General features: G+C 47.5%; 13 protein-coding genes. 11 read left to right on the top strand and 2 right to left on the bottom strand.

Going from position 1 to position 16,615, the window contains the following annotated elements:
• Window positions 1-5: 5 nt before the first annotated feature.
• The 6 genes from AC1DN5_RS15240 (at window position 6) to AC1DN5_RS15215 (ending at window position 5,609) form a co-directional block, all read left to right on the top strand.
• On the top strand, window positions 6-683 hold the full coding sequence (locus AC1DN5_RS15240) for a zinc metallopeptidase (protein WP_007408641.1): 678 nt from the start codon (window positions 6-8) through the stop codon (window positions 681-683).
• A gap of 42 nt (window positions 684-725) precedes the next feature.
• Window positions 726-2,015 carry a hemolysin family protein gene (locus AC1DN5_RS15235; protein WP_269774397.1) on the top strand — a complete coding sequence of 430 codons (1,290 nt, stop codon included), beginning with the start codon at window positions 726-728 and terminating at the stop codon, window positions 2,013-2,015.
• Between the two features lie 90 nt (window positions 2,016-2,105).
• Window positions 2,106-3,764: a glycoside hydrolase family 13 protein gene (locus AC1DN5_RS15230; RefSeq protein ID WP_366969707.1), complete on the top strand. Its 1,659-nt coding sequence runs from the start codon at window positions 2,106-2,108 to the stop codon at window positions 3,762-3,764.
• A 121-nt stretch (window positions 3,765-3,885) separates the two neighbouring features.
• Window positions 3,886-4,308 carry a secondary thiamine-phosphate synthase enzyme YjbQ gene (locus AC1DN5_RS15225; RefSeq protein WP_366969706.1) on the top strand — a complete coding sequence of 141 codons (423 nt, stop codon included), beginning with the start codon at window positions 3,886-3,888 and terminating at the stop codon, window positions 4,306-4,308.
• Window positions 4,301-5,332: an NAD(P)H-dependent flavin oxidoreductase gene (locus AC1DN5_RS15220; RefSeq protein ID WP_366969705.1), complete on the top strand. Its 1,032-nt coding sequence runs from the start codon at window positions 4,301-4,303 to the stop codon at window positions 5,330-5,332. Before AC1DN5_RS15225 ends, AC1DN5_RS15220 begins: the two co-directional genes overlap by 8 nt.
• A gap of 25 nt (window positions 5,333-5,357) precedes the next feature.
• The gene (locus AC1DN5_RS15215; protein ID WP_016938157.1) at window positions 5,358-5,609 is read left to right on the top strand and encodes a hypothetical protein; all 252 of its coding nucleotides are present in this window, start codon (window positions 5,358-5,360) and stop codon (window positions 5,607-5,609) included.
• A gap of 17 nt (window positions 5,610-5,626) precedes the next feature.
• Here AC1DN5_RS15215 and AC1DN5_RS15210 read toward each other — a convergent pair whose 3' ends face one another.
• The gene (locus AC1DN5_RS15210; RefSeq protein WP_047477019.1) at window positions 5,627-6,364 is read right to left on the bottom strand and encodes a protein-glutamine gamma-glutamyltransferase; all 738 of its coding nucleotides are present in this window, start codon (window positions 6,362-6,364) and stop codon (window positions 5,627-5,629) included.
• 125 nt (window positions 6,365-6,489) lie between these two features.
• Here AC1DN5_RS15210 and tlpB (AC1DN5_RS15205) point away from each other — a divergent pair, with 125 nt between their 5' ends.
• The 5 genes from tlpB (AC1DN5_RS15205) to AC1DN5_RS15185 all read left to right on the top strand — a co-directional run bounded on the left by tlpB (AC1DN5_RS15205) (window position 6,490) and on the right by AC1DN5_RS15185 (window position 15,491).
• Window positions 6,490-8,493 carry a methyl-accepting chemotaxis protein TlpB gene (tlpB, locus tag AC1DN5_RS15205; protein WP_445819403.1) on the top strand — a complete coding sequence of 668 codons (2,004 nt, stop codon included), beginning with the start codon at window positions 6,490-6,492 and terminating at the stop codon, window positions 8,491-8,493.
• Between the two features lie 184 nt (window positions 8,494-8,677).
• Window positions 8,678-10,666, top strand: a complete 1,989-nt coding sequence (gene tlpB, locus AC1DN5_RS15200; RefSeq protein ID WP_366969704.1) for a methyl-accepting chemotaxis protein TlpB — start codon at window positions 8,678-8,680, stop codon at window positions 10,664-10,666.
• A gap of 127 nt (window positions 10,667-10,793) precedes the next feature.
• Window positions 10,794-12,779: a methyl-accepting chemotaxis protein TlpB gene (gene tlpB / locus AC1DN5_RS15195; protein WP_016938161.1), complete on the top strand. Its 1,986-nt coding sequence runs from the start codon at window positions 10,794-10,796 to the stop codon at window positions 12,777-12,779.
• Window positions 12,780-12,798: 19 nt separating this feature from the next.
• On the top strand, window positions 12,799-14,901 hold the full coding sequence (gene tlpB, locus AC1DN5_RS15190) for a methyl-accepting chemotaxis protein TlpB (protein WP_476961510.1): 2,103 nt from the start codon (window positions 12,799-12,801) through the stop codon (window positions 14,899-14,901).
• Window positions 14,902-14,966: 65 nt separating this feature from the next.
• Window positions 14,967-15,491: a type 1 glutamine amidotransferase domain-containing protein gene (locus AC1DN5_RS15185; protein ID WP_016938163.1), complete on the top strand. Its 525-nt coding sequence runs from the start codon at window positions 14,967-14,969 to the stop codon at window positions 15,489-15,491.
• A 32-nt stretch (window positions 15,492-15,523) separates the two neighbouring features.
• Here AC1DN5_RS15185 and AC1DN5_RS15180 read toward each other — a convergent pair whose 3' ends face one another.
• Window positions 15,524-16,510 carry a Gfo/Idh/MocA family protein gene (locus AC1DN5_RS15180; RefSeq protein WP_366969702.1) on the bottom strand — a complete coding sequence of 329 codons (987 nt, stop codon included), beginning with the start codon at window positions 16,508-16,510 and terminating at the stop codon, window positions 15,524-15,526.
• Window positions 16,511-16,615 lie beyond the last annotated feature (105 nt).

Below are 16,615 nucleotides of genomic sequence, written 5' to 3'. Positions count from 1 at the left end.
ATAATATGCTGTTTGTCTTTTTAACAATTGCTGCATTGGGATTGTCGTTTTGGGCACAATTTAAAGTGAAAAGTAATTTTCAGAAATACTCAGACGTGGAAGCTTCCAGTCAGCGGACCGGGGCGGAAACGGCAAGACGGATTCTTGATATAAACGGTTTATATGATGTGCCGGTAGAACCGGTAAGAGGCACTTTAACAGACCATTACGACCCGACGGAGCGGGTGGTGCGTTTATCTGAGCCGGTATATTACGGCCGCTCCATTTCCGCCATTTCCGTCGCTTCCCATGAAGTCGGACATGCTTTGCAGCACCAGGAATCATACGGCGCGCTTGTGCTGAGGCACAAAATTTTTCCGGTCGTCAATTTTGCCTCAGGGGTCGCCCCTCTGCTTTTCTTGGGCGGAATGCTCCTTGGCAGCTTGAATTTAATCGGGCTTGGCATTATTTTGTTTTCTGCCGCTGTTTTTTTCCAGCTTGTCACACTGCCTGTCGAGTTTAATGCCAGCGCGAGGGCGAAGCGGATTATCGTGTCGGAAGGATTCATTCGCAACAGTGAAGAACACGGCGTGAATAAAGTGCTGAACGCCGCTGCGCTGACGTATGTGGCTGCGGCGCTCGTTTCATTATTCGAGCTGCTTCGTTTTGTGATGATTTTCTTAAATGGTCGTGATGAGAATTAACACGAAGGAGGTGGCCCCTTACCGTTTGCGGTAGGGGTTTTTTTGCTTATATTAAAACTGATTCTCATTATGCTGTTAATCGGATTAACGGCCATCTTTGTCGCTGCGGAATTTGCGATTGTCAAAATCCGCGGTTCAAAAATTGCGGAGCTGGTTGAAACCGGAGACAGCCGGGCGCTTGCGGCGCACCGGGTGATTACAAATCTCGACGAGTATTTATCAGCGTGCCAGCTCGGCATTACGATTACGGCGCTCGGACTCGGCTGGCTCGGCGAACCGACGATTCAGCGGCTTCTTCATCCTGTTTTCAGTCTGATCGGAATGCCGTCATCCATTACGCACGTCGTCACGTTTATTGCGGCGTTTATCGCCGTCACGTATCTGCACGTCGTCATCGGGGAGCTTGCGCCGAAAACGATATCCATTCAAAAAGCTGAAGCCGTCAGTCTGTGGACGGCAAAACCGCTCATCCTCTTTTATAAAGTGATGTATCCGTTTATCAAGCTGTTAAACGGCTCAGCCGGATTTTTGGTCAAGCTGTTCGGATTTCATTCGGTGAAAGAACATGAAGTCGTGGTCAGTGAAGAGGAATTGCGGCTGATTTTGTCTGAAAGCTATAAAAAAGGTCAAATCAATCAATCCGAATTCCGTTACGTCAACAAAATATTTGAATTCGATAACCGTGTCGCCAGAGAAATCATGGTGCCGCGCACCGAAATCGCCGCCATCTCGCTCGAGCAGTCAGTTGATGAAGCCATTCATCTGATCATCAACGAGCGGTATACGCGATATCCGGTCATTAAGGAAGATAAAGACCACATTCTCGGCATTATTAACAACAAGGATTTATTTAAAGCGTATTTTCTCGGCCGCTCCATCGAGTTAAAAGAAATTATGCGTCCGGTCATCAGAGTCATTGAAAGCATCCCTGTTCAAGAGCTGTTGATCCGCATGCAGAAGGAGCGGATTCATATGGCGATTCTTGTTGACGAATACGGAGGTACGGCGGGACTTGTGACTGTCGAAGACATATTGGAGGAAATCGTCGGCGAAATCCGTGATGAATATGACCAGGATGAAATGCCCCACATCGTCAAAAAAGGCGAGCATCATTATGTGATGGACGGAAAAGCGCTGATAGAAGAGGTGAATGATCTTCTTGATATCGCGATCGAAAATGAAGACATAGACACGATTGCGGGCTGGCTCCTCACACAAAAAATGGAGCTGAAAAACGGTGATGTGTTTCATGCTGAAGGGTGCGAATTCAAGGTGCTTGAAGCAGAAGACCACCATATCCGCTTTGTTGAAATTAAAAAAACAGATTTCTGAGCCTCCTGCTTTTGCAATGAGGCTTTTTTTGCGAAAAAAATGCTTCTTCATCCCGCTCCTTCATATGCTGTAAAGAAAGGAGTGGACGGTATGAAAACGGATTGGTGGAAAACGGCGTCCGTCTATCAAATTTATCCCCGCAGCTTTATGGATTCGAACGGGGACGGAATCGGCGACATGAACGGCATCAGAGCAAAGCTTCATTACATAAAAGAGTTGGGGGCTGATGTGATCTGGCTTTGCCCCGTTTTTGACTCGCCGGGCGCCGACAACGGCTACGATATTCGAAATTACAAACAAATTGCTGAAGAATTCGGGACGATGGAGGATTTTGACCGGCTCCTCGCGGATATCCATGCGCTCGGCATGAAGCTGATTATAGACCTCGTCGTCAACCATACGAGTGATGAACATCCTTGGTTTATCGAATCGCGCTCAGCGAAAGATTCTGAAAAACGGGACTGGTACATTTGGAGAGACGGAAAAAACGGCAAAGAGCCGAACAATTGGGAAAGCATTTTCGGCGGATCGGCGTGGGAATATGATCAAAAGACAAACCAGTATTACCTTCACCTGTTTGATAAAAAACAGCCTGATTTAAATTGGGAAAACGAAACGATGAGGCAGTCCGTTTATGAGATGATCCGCTGGTGGCTTGATAAAGGCATTGACGGCTTCCGGGTGGATGCCATTTCTCACATCAAGAAAAAAGAAGGGCTCCCTGACATGCCGAATCCGGACGGTCTCCCGTATGTCCCGTCCTTCCCGTATCATATGAATACAGAAGGCATCGTGGATCTCTTAAAAGAGCTGAAGCGTGAAACATTTTCACATTATCCGATCATGACGGTCGGCGAGGCGAACGGGGTGACGGCTTGGGAGGCAGCTGATTGGGCCGGTGAAGAAAACGGCGTCTTCCATATGATTTTTCAATTTGAACACCTCGGCCTTTGGGATACGGATGATGATCAAGGCATTTGCATCCCGGCGCTTAAGCGCATTTTGTCCGACTGGCAGAACAGCCTTGAAGGAAAGGGCTGGAATGCGTTATTTATGGAAAATCACGACCAGCCCCGATCCGTTTCGGTATGGGGTGACGAACGGTTTTTGACAGAAAGCGCTAAGGCACTTGCCGCGATGTATATGCTGATGAAAGGCACGCCGTTTATTTACCAGGGACAGGAGCTCGGCATGACCAATGTGTCGTTCCCATCCATTGAAGATTACGACGACGTCACAATCAAACAGCTGTATGAAAAAGAGACGTCCCGCGGCGTTCCGCATGAAAAAGTGATGAAGACGATCTGGAAGAAGGGCCGGGATAATTCACGGACACCGATGCAATGGAGCGGGACGGCGAACGGCGGGTTTTCTGATGTTTCTCCGTGGCTCGGGGTGAATCCGAACCACACATGGCTGAACGCTGCATCGCAAATGAAGGATGAAACTTCCGTATACCATTTCTACAAACGGCTGATCGCCCTCAGGAAAGAACATGACGTATTGATCAGCGGAACTTATGAATTGCTGCTTCCAAAAGACCGGCAGATTTATGCCTACTTAAGAAAAAACGGAACAACAACCGCCCTGATCATCACCAATCTGTCTAAAACTCCCGCATTATACAGGCACCCCGGTTATCCGCTTGCCGCCGATGCGCTCGTGCTCGCAAACATGGAAACACCGCCGCATCGGCATGTGACATCCTTCCTTTTAAAGCCTTATGAGGCCCGCGTATATATATGGTGAAAAACTTCAGTTTTGGGGCTGAAGTTTTTTATGATCTGCGTTTATCATCGCGATCCGACAGGAAAAGACAAATACAGAAACGAATATGGGAAAGGGAAAGAAAAAGAGAGGAGGCATTCATATGCTGAAACAATTGCAGATTCAAACAAACAGACGGGATGAAATGATCGACATCACACATGAAGCCGAAGCGTTTCTCCGCGAAACAGGCGTGAAAAACGGTTTGGCGCTCATATACTGTCCCCATACCACCGCCGGCATTACCATCAATGAAAATGCCGACCCGGATGTGAAAAAGGATATGCTCCGCAGGTTTGACGAAGTGTATCCGTGGAAGCACGAACTGGACCGGCATATGGAGGGAAATACGGCGGCACATATGAAGGCGAGTACAACGGGCGCATCCCAGCATGTCATCATAGAAGGCGGGCGCCTGATCCTCGGAACGTGGCAGGGCATTTATTTTTGCGAATTTGACGGTCCGCGAAACAGAACATGTTATATCAAAATCCACGCTGAAGCGGAGGCAGCCGCAAATGAGTGAATGGATGGACGCATTATCATTAACAAAGCCGGTCATTCAGGCGCCGATGGCCGGAGGGCTTGTCACGCCGCGCCTGGCTGCGGCGGTATCAAATGAAGGGGCGCTCGGAAGTCTCGCTTCAGGGTACGTCAGCCCGCCGGCGCTTGAAAAACAGCTTATCGAGATGAAAGACCTGACCGGCCGCTCCTTTCAAGTGAATCTGTTCGTCCCGGAAGAAAGGAAGATGCCCGAGGAGGAACTGGTTGAACAATGGAAAGCGCGCATCCCGAGGGCAAAAGACGCCAAGCCGTTCTCCGATCTGAAAGAAGAGTGGAACGATTTTGAAGAAAAAGCGGAGCTTCTGATCCGTTACGGGGTCAAAGCGTGCTCATTCACCTTCGGCCTGCCGCCGGAAGAAACGGCGGAAAAGCTGAAGAAAAACGGCTGCTTCCTGTTCGGCACGGCGACAACGCCGGAGGAGGCGAAGGCTTTTGAAGAGCGGGGAATGGACGCCGTTATCCTACAAGGAATAGAAGCCGGGGGACATCGCGGATCGTTTCTGCCGGTTAAAGGAGAACCGGCTCTCGGTCTTATGGCGCTCATTCCGCAGGCTAAAGACGCGCTGAATATCCCGGTCATTGCGGCAGGCGGCATTTTTGACCGCCGCGGGGTGCAGGCGGCCCGATGTTTGGGTGCGGACGGCGTTCAAGTCGGCACGCCGTTTCTCCTTTGTGAAGAAAGCAGCGCTTCACCGGCATATCAAAAAGCCATTGCCGAATCAAAAGGAGCCGACACACGGCTGACCACCTTGTTTTCGGGAAAACAGGCGCGCGGAATTGTGAATCAGTTCATGAAAACATATGAAGCTGACGAGGGAAAAACGCTGCCTTATCCGCTGCATAATACGCTCACAAAGCCGATGCGCGGGCATGCGGCTCAATCGGGAGATGCGGAGTACATGTCTTTATGGGCGGGCCAGTCCGCCGCGAAACTTGAAGGGCCGACAGATGTGAAAGCCGTTTTGGACCGCTTGTGCCGATCATAATCAAGATGCTGTGAGGTGATGGAAGATGAAGATTCTTCAAATGTCCTATAAAAAAAGAGGAAATATTGAATTTGTCTTTGAAGATTTTCCGCATTCCAAAGTCACCATGGCGCCGATTAAAGGGTATTACTTTGTCCGTGCCATTAAATGGAGCAGACGGGACAGAGCCGTCACCAGCCATGATTTAGAGAAGTTTGAATGGGCGGCAAACCAAGCGCTCGGCACGACGGCTTTTTACCGAAAAAGAAAAGCATTTCACATCCCATCGTCACATTGACAGACGATGGGATTGTTTTAATGCATCATCCGATATAGCGCGGGCGCATCAAGCCTTGTCGCCTGAGAAAGCAGATAAGCTGACTGCACGGCATCTCTTTTTCTTAAAGAATTCAATTTCTGGATAATCTGTTCAGCGGTCAGAATCCCGAGACCGTGGGCGAAATATTGGTCATTCCCCATCACAATGACATTTTCTCCCCGCCACTGGGCCTTTGCAGGATTAAAATCAGGGTTTTTAAAATATAAACAATCTCCCCTTAAAAAGTGGCTGCCGGTTTCTGTGTAGATCGGCAGATGCTCATAGTGCCAGTCATACAAAGTAATATCCCGGAAAAGGCGGTCAAACCGTTCTTCACCAATGGTCTTTAAAACGGCCAGATAATAAATCACGACAATGGCCGTCGCGCATTCAAATGCATAAAACGCCCCGTTTTCAACAATATCCCGAATCGCTTTTGAAGCGGGAATTCTGTACTTCAGCTCCAGGGCTCCTTCCGGCGTCAGTCTCCAATAAGCCGTATTTCCGTATGTTTTGGCGAAAGTTGCAAATTTTGCACCTGATCCGTGCAGTTCCCTTGCGGCTTCCACAATATGGCGCCGCACCCGGGCTTCAAACATCAGTTCAGCAATCGATCCGTAATCAAATTGTACGGGAGAATGGGTCAGTTCATTTAGATACGGAACAAGGCTTTCTTCCGTCTGCCAGTTCGCAATGTCCTGGGGCCGAAGCACTTGGCCGGAAATGATAATCATCTGCGCGCCCCCCCTATCTTTTTTTATAAGATATGCAGGAAGCTTGGGAAATGAAAATCAAGTCATAAAAAAGGAGGAAATGTTAACAAAATGTGAAGTCTGAGCCGATATATAAGGTATCACACATGAGGGAGCAGCTTAATATGAAAAAATTCATCAATTGGTGCACAAAGGCATCGATTTCACGTAAATTAATCATTTCATTTATCGTGATCTTAATCATACCGATTCTCGTGTTAGAATTCAGTTCATACCATACGGCGAGCAATTCGCTGGATGATCAGATTTCAGGCAACGCGAAAAACAACATCGAATCTTTTAACACAACCATTACAAATGATATCGGCGCAAAAGCAAAGGCGATTGAATTTTTCAGTGAAACCTTAAAAGGGTCATCATTCTCAAAGAAAAACATGTCCGCTCTTGAAGAAAAGTTCGGGCAATACACGTCTATTCATAAGGACGTAGCCCGTATTTACGGAGGAACGGAAGACGGCAGCTACACACAGGCGCCGAAGGAAAATATTTCGGCTGATTACGATCCGAGAACACGCACATGGTATAAAGACGCTGTAAAGGCCGGCGGCACGCTCGTTGTCACCGATCCTTACACCGCGGCAAGCGACGGCAGCATGGTCGTCACTGTGGCAAAGCAGATGCAGGACGGAACAGGCGTAGTGGCCATGGATATTACGATTGACCAGCTGCTGAAACAGATGCAGGGAATCAAAATCGGGCAAAAAGGCTTCGTGTTTATCACATCTAAAAATAAAACCTATGTCGCGCATAAAGACCACAAACCGGGCGATAAAGTCTCAACCCCGTGGCTGAACGAGGTATACAGCAAAGACAGCGGGATTATTTCATACAAGCTTGATGATGAAAATAAAAAAATGGCATTTACGACAAATAAACTGACCGGGTGGAAAATAGAGGGGAGCATGGAGCTCAACGAAATTAAAGACGCCTCACAACCGGTGCTGACGATGGGAATGATCGTCCTTGCAGCATCCATTATCATCGGGGGAATTTTAATTCTGTTTATTGTCAGATCCATTACATCACCGCTGAAACGTCTTGTCCGCTCGTCTAAACAAATCAGCGGCGGAGACTTGACTGAAACCATTGAGATCCGCTCGAAAGATGAACTGGGCGAACTGGGCGCAAGCTTTAATGAAATGGGAGAATCTCTGCGCGGACTGATCAGCGCGATCCAAAGCTCGGTCGACAACGTGGCTGCGTCATCAGAAGAGCTGACTGCTTCAGCTTCGCAGACAAGCAAAGCGACAGAGCATATTACGATGGCGATTGAGCAGTTTTCAAACGGGAACGAAGAGCAGAGTGAAAAAGTCGATTCAAGCTCAGCCAAGCTGAATCATATAAATGACGGGCTCGCCGCCGTTTCCCGCACATCATCATCCATTACGGAAGCATCTAAGCAATCGAAAGAAGCTGCCGGCACCGGGGAAGAATATGTGCAGCAAACCGTCGGGCAGATGAATCTCATCAATCAATCCGTCCAGCAGGCGGAAGCTGTTGTAAAAGGTCTTGAGGCCAAATCAAAAGACATCGCTCATATTTTAAGAGTCATCAACGGCATTGCCGATCAGACAAACCTGCTTGCATTAAATGCAGCCATTGAAGCGGCAAGAGCCGGTGAATACGGGCGGGGCTTCTCAGTAGTAGCGGAAGAAGTGAGAAAGCTTGCCGTCCAATCCGCCGGTTCTGCAAAAGAGATTGAAAAACTCATTCAGGAAATCACGTCTGAAATTAATACGTCGCTTCACATGTTTACATCCGTTAATGAAGAAGTGCAATCAGGACTTGCGGTGACGGACCGAACAAAAGAAAGCTTCCAGAATATCTTCGGCATGACAAATGACATCGCCGAGAAGCTGCAATCCATGAACGGCACGGTTGAACAGCTGTCAGACAGCTCTCAGCACGTCTCAGCCGCGGTAACCGATATTGCGGACGTTTCACGGGAAAGCGCAGCAAGCATTCAGGATATTGCCGCATCCGCAGAAGAACAGCTTGCATCTATGGAAGAAATCAGCACATCCGCCGACACTTTGGCGCAAATGGCCGAAGAACTGCGGGAATTAACGAAACAATTTAAAATCAACTAGTAAAAAAGGACGCTTTCCGGATGGAAGGCGTCTTTTTTTATGGCTTCATCGGGAAAATTAAATAAAAAGTCTTGCTTGTAAAAAGAGCATATAGAACTATTTTTCATTTATGACTAAATTTTCAATGTAATAAAAAGGGAGATTGCCGATATAAACAGTAAATGATTGAAAGAGGTTTACAAAATTGAAAAAAACAGCAAAAAACATCGCAAAAAAATCAATAGCCAGAAAACTCATCATTTCATTTTTACTGATCTTAATCATTCCGGTAGCAGTGCTGGCTGCCAGTGCCTATCGTTCGGCTGCCTCATCCGTTGAAAATCAAATGATGGAAAGCGCCGAAGGGAATGTGCAAATCTTAAACAATATGATTGATGACCGGATCGGGACGTTTACAAAAAGCTCAGCATATTTCAGCGAATGGGCGACAAGCGCAAAATTTAAAGAAAAAAACCAAACGGAAATGAAAGACAGATTCAAGCAGTTCATAGAAAGCAATGATAAAGCTGCCGCCGTATTTTCAAGCAGCAAGGATGGCACGTTTACACGTTATCCTCATGCCGATATGCCGGCCGATTTCAATCCGCTTGAGAGAAACTGGTACCAAGAAGCCATGGAGAATAAAGGCCAAACGATCATCACGGACCCTTACCAGTCCATTTCAAACAAAAAGATGGTCGTCACCATGGCCCGTGCGGCTCAGGACGGCTCAGGGGTCGTCGCCATTGATATTAAAATCGACGATCTCATTACCATGACAAAAGAAGTCAATATCGGAAAAGAAGGATACGCCTTTATCCTCAGCAAAAATAAAAAAGCCGTTGCCTACAGCAATGAAAAATCCGGCGCGGCGGTATCGGGAAAATGGGTTGATACATTATACAGCGGGGAAAAAGGCGATTTTGAATATACGATGAACGGAAAAGCGAAAAAAATGGCGTATGTCACCAATGAGGCGACAGGCTGGAAAATCAGCGGAACCATGTCCGTTGATGAAATCAAGGACGCGGCAAGACCGGTTTTGATTACAGCCATTATCATTTTGGCCATAGCGGTTGCCGCAGGAATGGTTTTCATTTATTTTGTCATCCGCTCTATTACAAAACCGTTAAAACGTCTCGCAGCGTCAGCGGAAAAAATCAGAAGCGGAGATCTGACGGAAACCATTGATGTCAGCTCTCAAGATGAGCTTGGCGTGCTCAGTAAAAGTTTTAATCATATGACAGATTCACTCCGGACGCTTATTCAGGGAATTCAGGACTCTGTTGAACATGTCGCTTCCTCCTCAGAGGAGCTGACGGCTTCCGCCGAGCAGACGAGCAAAGCAACGGAACATATCACCCTTGCGATTGAACAGTTTTCTAATGGAACGGAAGACCAAAGTGAGAGCATTGAAAAAGCGACAGCCCAGGTGAATGACATGAAAGACGGGCTCAGCGATCTGGCGGAAGCGGCAGCCGTTGTAACGGAGACTTCTATTGAATCGGCGGAGGTATCCGGTGCCGGAGAGCGGCTTGTTAAGAAAACAGCAGGCCAGATGGACACCATTGATCAATCCGTAAGTAAAGCGGAACAAGTCGTAAAAGGGCTTGAGCACAAATCGCAGGACATCACCAGCATTTTGCGCGTCATTAACGGCATAGCCGATCAAACGAATCTTCTCGCTTTAAATGCAGCCATTGAAGCGGCAAGAGCGGGAGAATACGGACGCGGTTTTTCAGTCGTTGCCGAAGAAGTGAGAAAGCTTGCCGTTCAATCAGCCGATTCGGCAAAAGAAATCGAAACCTTAATCCATGAAATCGTTAAAGAAATTCATACATCGCTCGGAATGCTGGAATCCGTCAATCACGAGGTGAAAAGCGGACTTCAGCTGACGGACGAAACGGAAAAAAGCTTCCGGGACATTTCCGTCAAAACAAATCAGATTGCCGGTGAACTGCAAAATATGAATGCAACCGTAGAACAGCTCTCCGCCGGATCTCAGGAAGTATCGAACGCTTCAGAGGATATCGCGGCCGTCTCCAGACAAAGCGCGGCCGGCATTCAGGACATTGCGGCTTCTGCTGAAGAGCAGCTCGCCTCTATGGAAGAGATCAGTTCATCCGCCGTCACGCTCGAAAAAATGGCGGAAGAATTACGCGAGCTGACAAAACGCTTTAAAATAAGTTTTTAATTAAGTCTAAAAGACTACTTTTGTAATAGGAAAAAAGTATGTTTTGTTATATTTCTTCTTTTTGGATATGTATATTTACCCATAATCGCCGATATGAAGGGTAAACACGTAAGAGGAGATATAGCAGATGAAAAAAATCATGCAAATCATCAAGCAGAGATCGCTTACAAGAAAACTGCTCATTTCTTTTTTGGCCATTCTTATTCTGCCGATTTCAACGCTGGCTTTTATCGCATATCAATCGGCGGTAAGCACGCTTGACAAGCAGATGATGGGAAGCGCATTAGATAATGTGCAGCAGATTAATGATATGATCAATACCAGCATCAGCCAGAAGGAAGACGGAACGGCATATTTCAGCGATTGGCTCACCAAGGATCGGTACAAGCCGAAAAACCAATCGCAAATTACCGATAAATTCACAGAGTATATGAAAATCAATAAAGATGTGGAATCCATCTATACGAGTGACACGGAAGGCCATTTCACACGGTATCCCGATCTGCAGATGCCTAAAGGATATAATCCGCTTGAAAGGGACTGGTATAAAAAAGCCGTGGAAAACAAGGGGAAAGTTGTTGTAACAGATCCTTACCGCACGGCTTCCACCAATACGATGGTCGTGACGATCGTCCAGCAGACGAAAGACGGCTCAGGGGTCGTCGCCATCAATATGAAAATCGAAGAACTTCTGAAAACGACAAAGAAAGTAAAACTCGGAAAATCCGGCTATGCTTTCATCCTGACGAAAGACAAAAAAGTGGTCGCCCACCCGAACCGCACGTCAGGCACAGCATTAGACGGAGATTGGGCTGAACAGCTGTACGGCAGCAAAAAAGGTGATTTTCAGTACAAATACGACGGCCAGGAAAAGAAAATGGCTTATGATACGAACGAGCTGACAGGCTGGAAAATCAGCGGAACGATGTATCTGGACGAAATTCATGAAGCGGCGCTGCCGATCCTTCATCTGTCCCTGCTCGTTCTGGTGTTAGCAATTGTCATCGGAACCATCGTCATGGTGCTGATTATCCGTTCAATCACAAAACCGCTCAAGCAGCTTGTGACATCATCGAAACAGATCAGTGAAGGCGATTTAACCGAAACGATCGAGATTCAGTCAAAAGACGAATTAGGAGAGCTTGGCAAAAGCTTTAACAATATGGCAGCTTCACTCAGGTCTCTCATCCATGCCATTCAGGATTCCGTGAATAACGTCGCGTCTTCCTCAGAGGAGCTGACGGCTTCAGCGGAGCAGACAAGCAGGGCAACCGAACATATCACACTGGCAATCGAACAATTTTCTAACGGAAATGAAAGCCAGAGTGAAAAAATTGAAAGCGCCGCGGAACATATTTACCAAATGAACAGCGGGCTCAAAGATATGGCGAAAGCATCTGCTGTCATTACCGAATCCTCTGTCACATCAGCGGAAGTCGCCAATTCAGGCGGAAAGCTCGTTCATCAGACAGTCGGTCAAATGAACGTCATTGACCGGTCAGTGAAAGAAGCTGAACAAGTGGTGCGCGGGCTTGAAACAAAATCAAAAGACATTACAAACATTCTCCGTGTCATTAACGGAATCGCCGATCAGACAAATCTGCTTGCGCTGAACGCGGCAATTGAAGCCGCGCGTGCCGGTGAATACGGCCGGGGCTTCTCCGTCGTCGCAGAAGAAGTGAGAAAACTTGCGGTGCAGTCTGCCGATTCAGCGAAAGAAATCGAAAGCTTAATTATAGAAATCGTCAACGAAATCAATACATCTCTCGGCATGTTCCAATCCGTCAACAAAGAGGTGGAGAGCGGGCTGGATATTACGAATCAGACCGAAACGAGCTTCAGGCGGATTTCGGAAATGACGAACCAGATCGCCGGAGAAATTCAAAACATGAATGCCACGGTAGAACAGCTGACAGCCGGTTCGCAGCAGATTTCAGGTGCTTCCGAGCAAATCGCGTCCATCGCAAAAGAAAGTTCAGCCAGCATTCAGGATATCGCGGCATCCGCCGAAGAACAGCTGGCTTCCATGGAAGAAATCAGTTCGTCTTCAGAAACGTTATCCCAGATGGCGGAAGAATTACGTGATATGACGAAACAATTTAAAATAGAATAATAGTCCATAGAACACCCAAATGTGCTGTTTGGGTGTTTTTTTTAGTTTTTTTAATAAATCTTTTGTCCTAGCTGTCGATAATAGATTTAGCTTTTCAAAGAAGGAGACTGAAAAAATGAAACAACTGATACATTGGATCAAACAGCCATCCATCAGCAAGCCGCTTATCGCGGCATTTTTAGCCGTATTGGTGCTTCCAGTCGGCATACTTGCCTATTTCAGCTACCAAACGGCAGGAAGTACATTAGAAAACGAACTGACCCACAGCGCGCAAGGAAATGTCAGCGAACTGAACAGCGTGCTGGAAAACATGCTCGAAGGCAAGCTGAAAGGACTTGACTATTACAGTGAATTAATCACAAAGGACAAAATGAACAAAAAAAATAAATCCGACCTGCTTGAAAATATGAAGCAGTATGTCACCGTAAATGACGATGTCACATCAATTTATGCCGCGTCCGCCGACAAAGCGTTTGTGACATATCCGTCCGCTGACGTGCCGTCCGATTTCAATCCGCTCACACGCGAGTGGTATACAAAAGCGGTTGAAAAAAGCGGACAGCCGGTGTTTACCGAGCCTTATAAGGACGCTGCAACCGGACAAACGGTCGTTACGATTGCCCAGCAGACAAAAGACGGCTCAGGCGTTGTAGCGCTGGATATGAAACTGGGCGACCTTTTGAACGCTTCCGAACGCGTACAGATCGGTCATAAAGGATTTGCTTTCATTACAACGGGAGATAAAAAATACATCGCCCATCCGACCATCAAAGCGGGAACGGAAGGCTCCGGAGAGTGGACGAAAGAAGTATTTTCTAAATCAAGCGGATCGTTTGAATACACGTTTGAAGGACAGCAAAAGAAAATGGCCTTCACGACAAATAAACTGACGGGCTGGAAAATCGCCGGCACATTCTTTGTCAGTGAGATACATGACGCAGCCGCGCCTGTCATGAAAATGGCGCTGATCATTCTTGCGGTTTCTCTTATCGTCGGCGGGATTTTAATCTTCTTTATCATTCGCTCGATTTCAAAACCGCTCAAAAAACTTGTCTCGACATCAGCTAAAATCAGTGACGGCGATTTAACCGAAGTGATTAACATCAGGTCGAAAAATGAATTCGGTCAGCTCAGCCAAAGCTTCAATGAGATGTCGGCATCACTCCGGTCTGTCATCGGCGTCATTCAATCATCCGTCGAACATGTCGCTTCTTCATCCGAAGAGCTGACGGCATCTGCCGGTCAGACAAGCAAGGCGACCGAGCATATCACACTTGCGATTGAACAATTCTCAAACGGAAACGAATCACAAAGCGAGAAATTGGAAGAAAGTGCTGATCACCTGTCCCAAATGAATACGGGCATTGCCGAGACGGCGAATGTATCGGCGGAAATCACCGAATCGGCCATTCAAACCTCTGATACGGCCGGAAGCGGAGAAAAATTAGTGGCGAAAACGGTCGGCCAGATGAAAACAATTGATCGTTCCGTACAGCAGGCGGAAGCCGTCGTAAAAGGACTGGAAACGAAGTCGCACGACATTAAGAGCATTCTGAACGTCATTAACGGCATTGCCGATCAAACAAACCTGCTTGCTCTAAACGCGGCTATCGAAGCAGCCAGAGCCGGCGAATACGGACGCGGTTTCTCCGTCGTTGCGGAAGAAGTGAGAAAGCTTGCTGTCCAATCAGCCGACTCCGCCAAGGAAATCGAAACGCTGATTCAGGAAATCGTCAAAGAAATCGCCACATCGCTTTCTGTATTCCAAGCAGTGAATCAAGACGTGAAAGAAGGCCTTGATATTACGGACCAAACGGCCGAAAGCTTCAAAAAAATCTCGGAAATGACGACTCAGATTTCAGGCGCTTTGCAGCATATGAACGGAACGCTTGAGCAGCTTGCGGCCGGGTCGCAAAACGTGACAAACGCGGTGGAGCACATTACCTCAGTCGCCAAAGAAGGGTCCGCCGGCATTCAAGACATCGCCGCGTCAGCCGAAGAGCAGCTGGCTTCCATGGAAGAAATCAGTTCCTCTGCTGAAACGCTTGCGCACATGGCAGAAGAACTGCAGCAGGTCACACGGAAATTTACGATTCAGTCTGAAGGCGAAGAACAGCTGTAACGAGCTGTTTCTTTTCCTCAGCTGAAAAAAGCGATACACTTGAAAAAAAGAAGGGAGTGGCAGTGATGAGATTAGAAGGCAAGAAAGTCATAGCGCTTGTCAGTGACGACTTTGAAGACTTAGAGCTTTGGTATCCCGTCTACCGGATGAGGGAGGAAGGCGCGATCGTCCATTTAATAGGAGAAGAAGCCGGCCGTTCATACAAAGGAAAATACGGCGTGCCCGCGACGGCGGATTACGATTTTAAGAGCCTGATTATTCAGGAGTATGATGCCGTGCTCGTGCCTGGCGGCTGGGCTCCTGACAAACTGAGAAGATATCCGGAAGTTTTGGACATCATCCGTACGATGAACGAGCAGAAAAAGCCGATCGGCCAGATCTGCCACGCTGGCTGGGTGCTCATATCTGCCGGAATTCTCGCAGGAAAAAAAGTAACGAGCACGCCCGGCATCAAAGACGACATGACAAATGCCGGGGCACAGTGGCTGGATGAAGCTGTCGTAACTGACGGCCACATTGTATCAAGCCGCCGCCCGCCCGACCTTCCGCAGTATGCAAAAGCGTTCGCTGACTTGTTAGCGTCCAAATAAAAAACATCCGCCCGAAACCCGGGCGGATGTTTTTAGTTTTGATCGGCGGGAAAGACAATTCCGATTTGTTTTCTCGCTTCTTCCATAATGCTTGCCGTAATGAAAGAACGTTCAAAGGTATTTTCGGAAGACTCCTGCTGTCCGTTCCGAAGAAGGCTGATGAATTCAGCCGTTTCATAATACATCGCCGGTTTCAGATCAGGAACGGAAATGTCCTCCATCCGTCCGTCACGATAGCGGATTTCCGCCCGCTCCGGCCCGTGAATGCTGTCCAGCACGATTGTACCGTTTTCACCCTGGATTTCCGCCGGGGCAAACGAATTTGAAATTTTTGAATGCATCAGCACCGCTTCAAACCCGTCGTATGACAAAATAACCGTGCCTTCGCCGTCAACGCCGGATGCTAGTTTGTGACCGGTCGCAATGACGTTTTTCGGTTTGCCGAACAGGACGACGGCCGGATAAATGCAGTATACGCCGATGTCCATTAACGAACCGTTCGATAATTCAGGCTTAAACGCATTAAGCACCGTTCCGTTTTTATATGCATCATATCGTGATGAATATTGGCAGTAGCTTGCTGTGAATCTCCTGATCGGCCCGATTTTATGTAAGTGGTGTTGAAGCATGCTGAAGTTCGGCAAAAACGTCGTTTTCATGGCTTCCATCAAGAGAACGCCGTTTGATTTGGCTGCGTGAATCATGTCTTCCGTTTCCCTTGCGTTAGACGCAAACGGTTTTTCGCACAGCACATGCTTGCCGTGTTCCATAAAAAGGATCGCCTGCTCTTTGTGAAATGCATTCGGGCTGGCGAGATACACCGCGTCATAGGCTTCGCTTTCCGCCATTTCTCTCAGGCTGGTGAAATAATGAGCTGCGCCGTGCTTGCCGGCAAATTCCGCCGCGCGTTCCTCAGTTCTGGAATAAACCGCCGTTAATTGAAAATCATCAATAGCAGAAGCCGCTTCCAGAAATCGTTCTGTAATCCAATTCGTTCCGACTGTTGCAAATCGAATCATTGCTATCGCTCCTTCTATGTATTGGCTTACATTATAGCTTTTTTTCAAAGAAACATAAATGGAAAAAAGACTGTCCGCCAAAAGTATAGGAAAAATTCCCATAGA

The sequence above is a fragment of the Bacillus sp. 01N42_2 genome (assembly GCF_056399565.1).
This window is presented reverse-complemented; position numbering and strand designations above follow the sequence as displayed.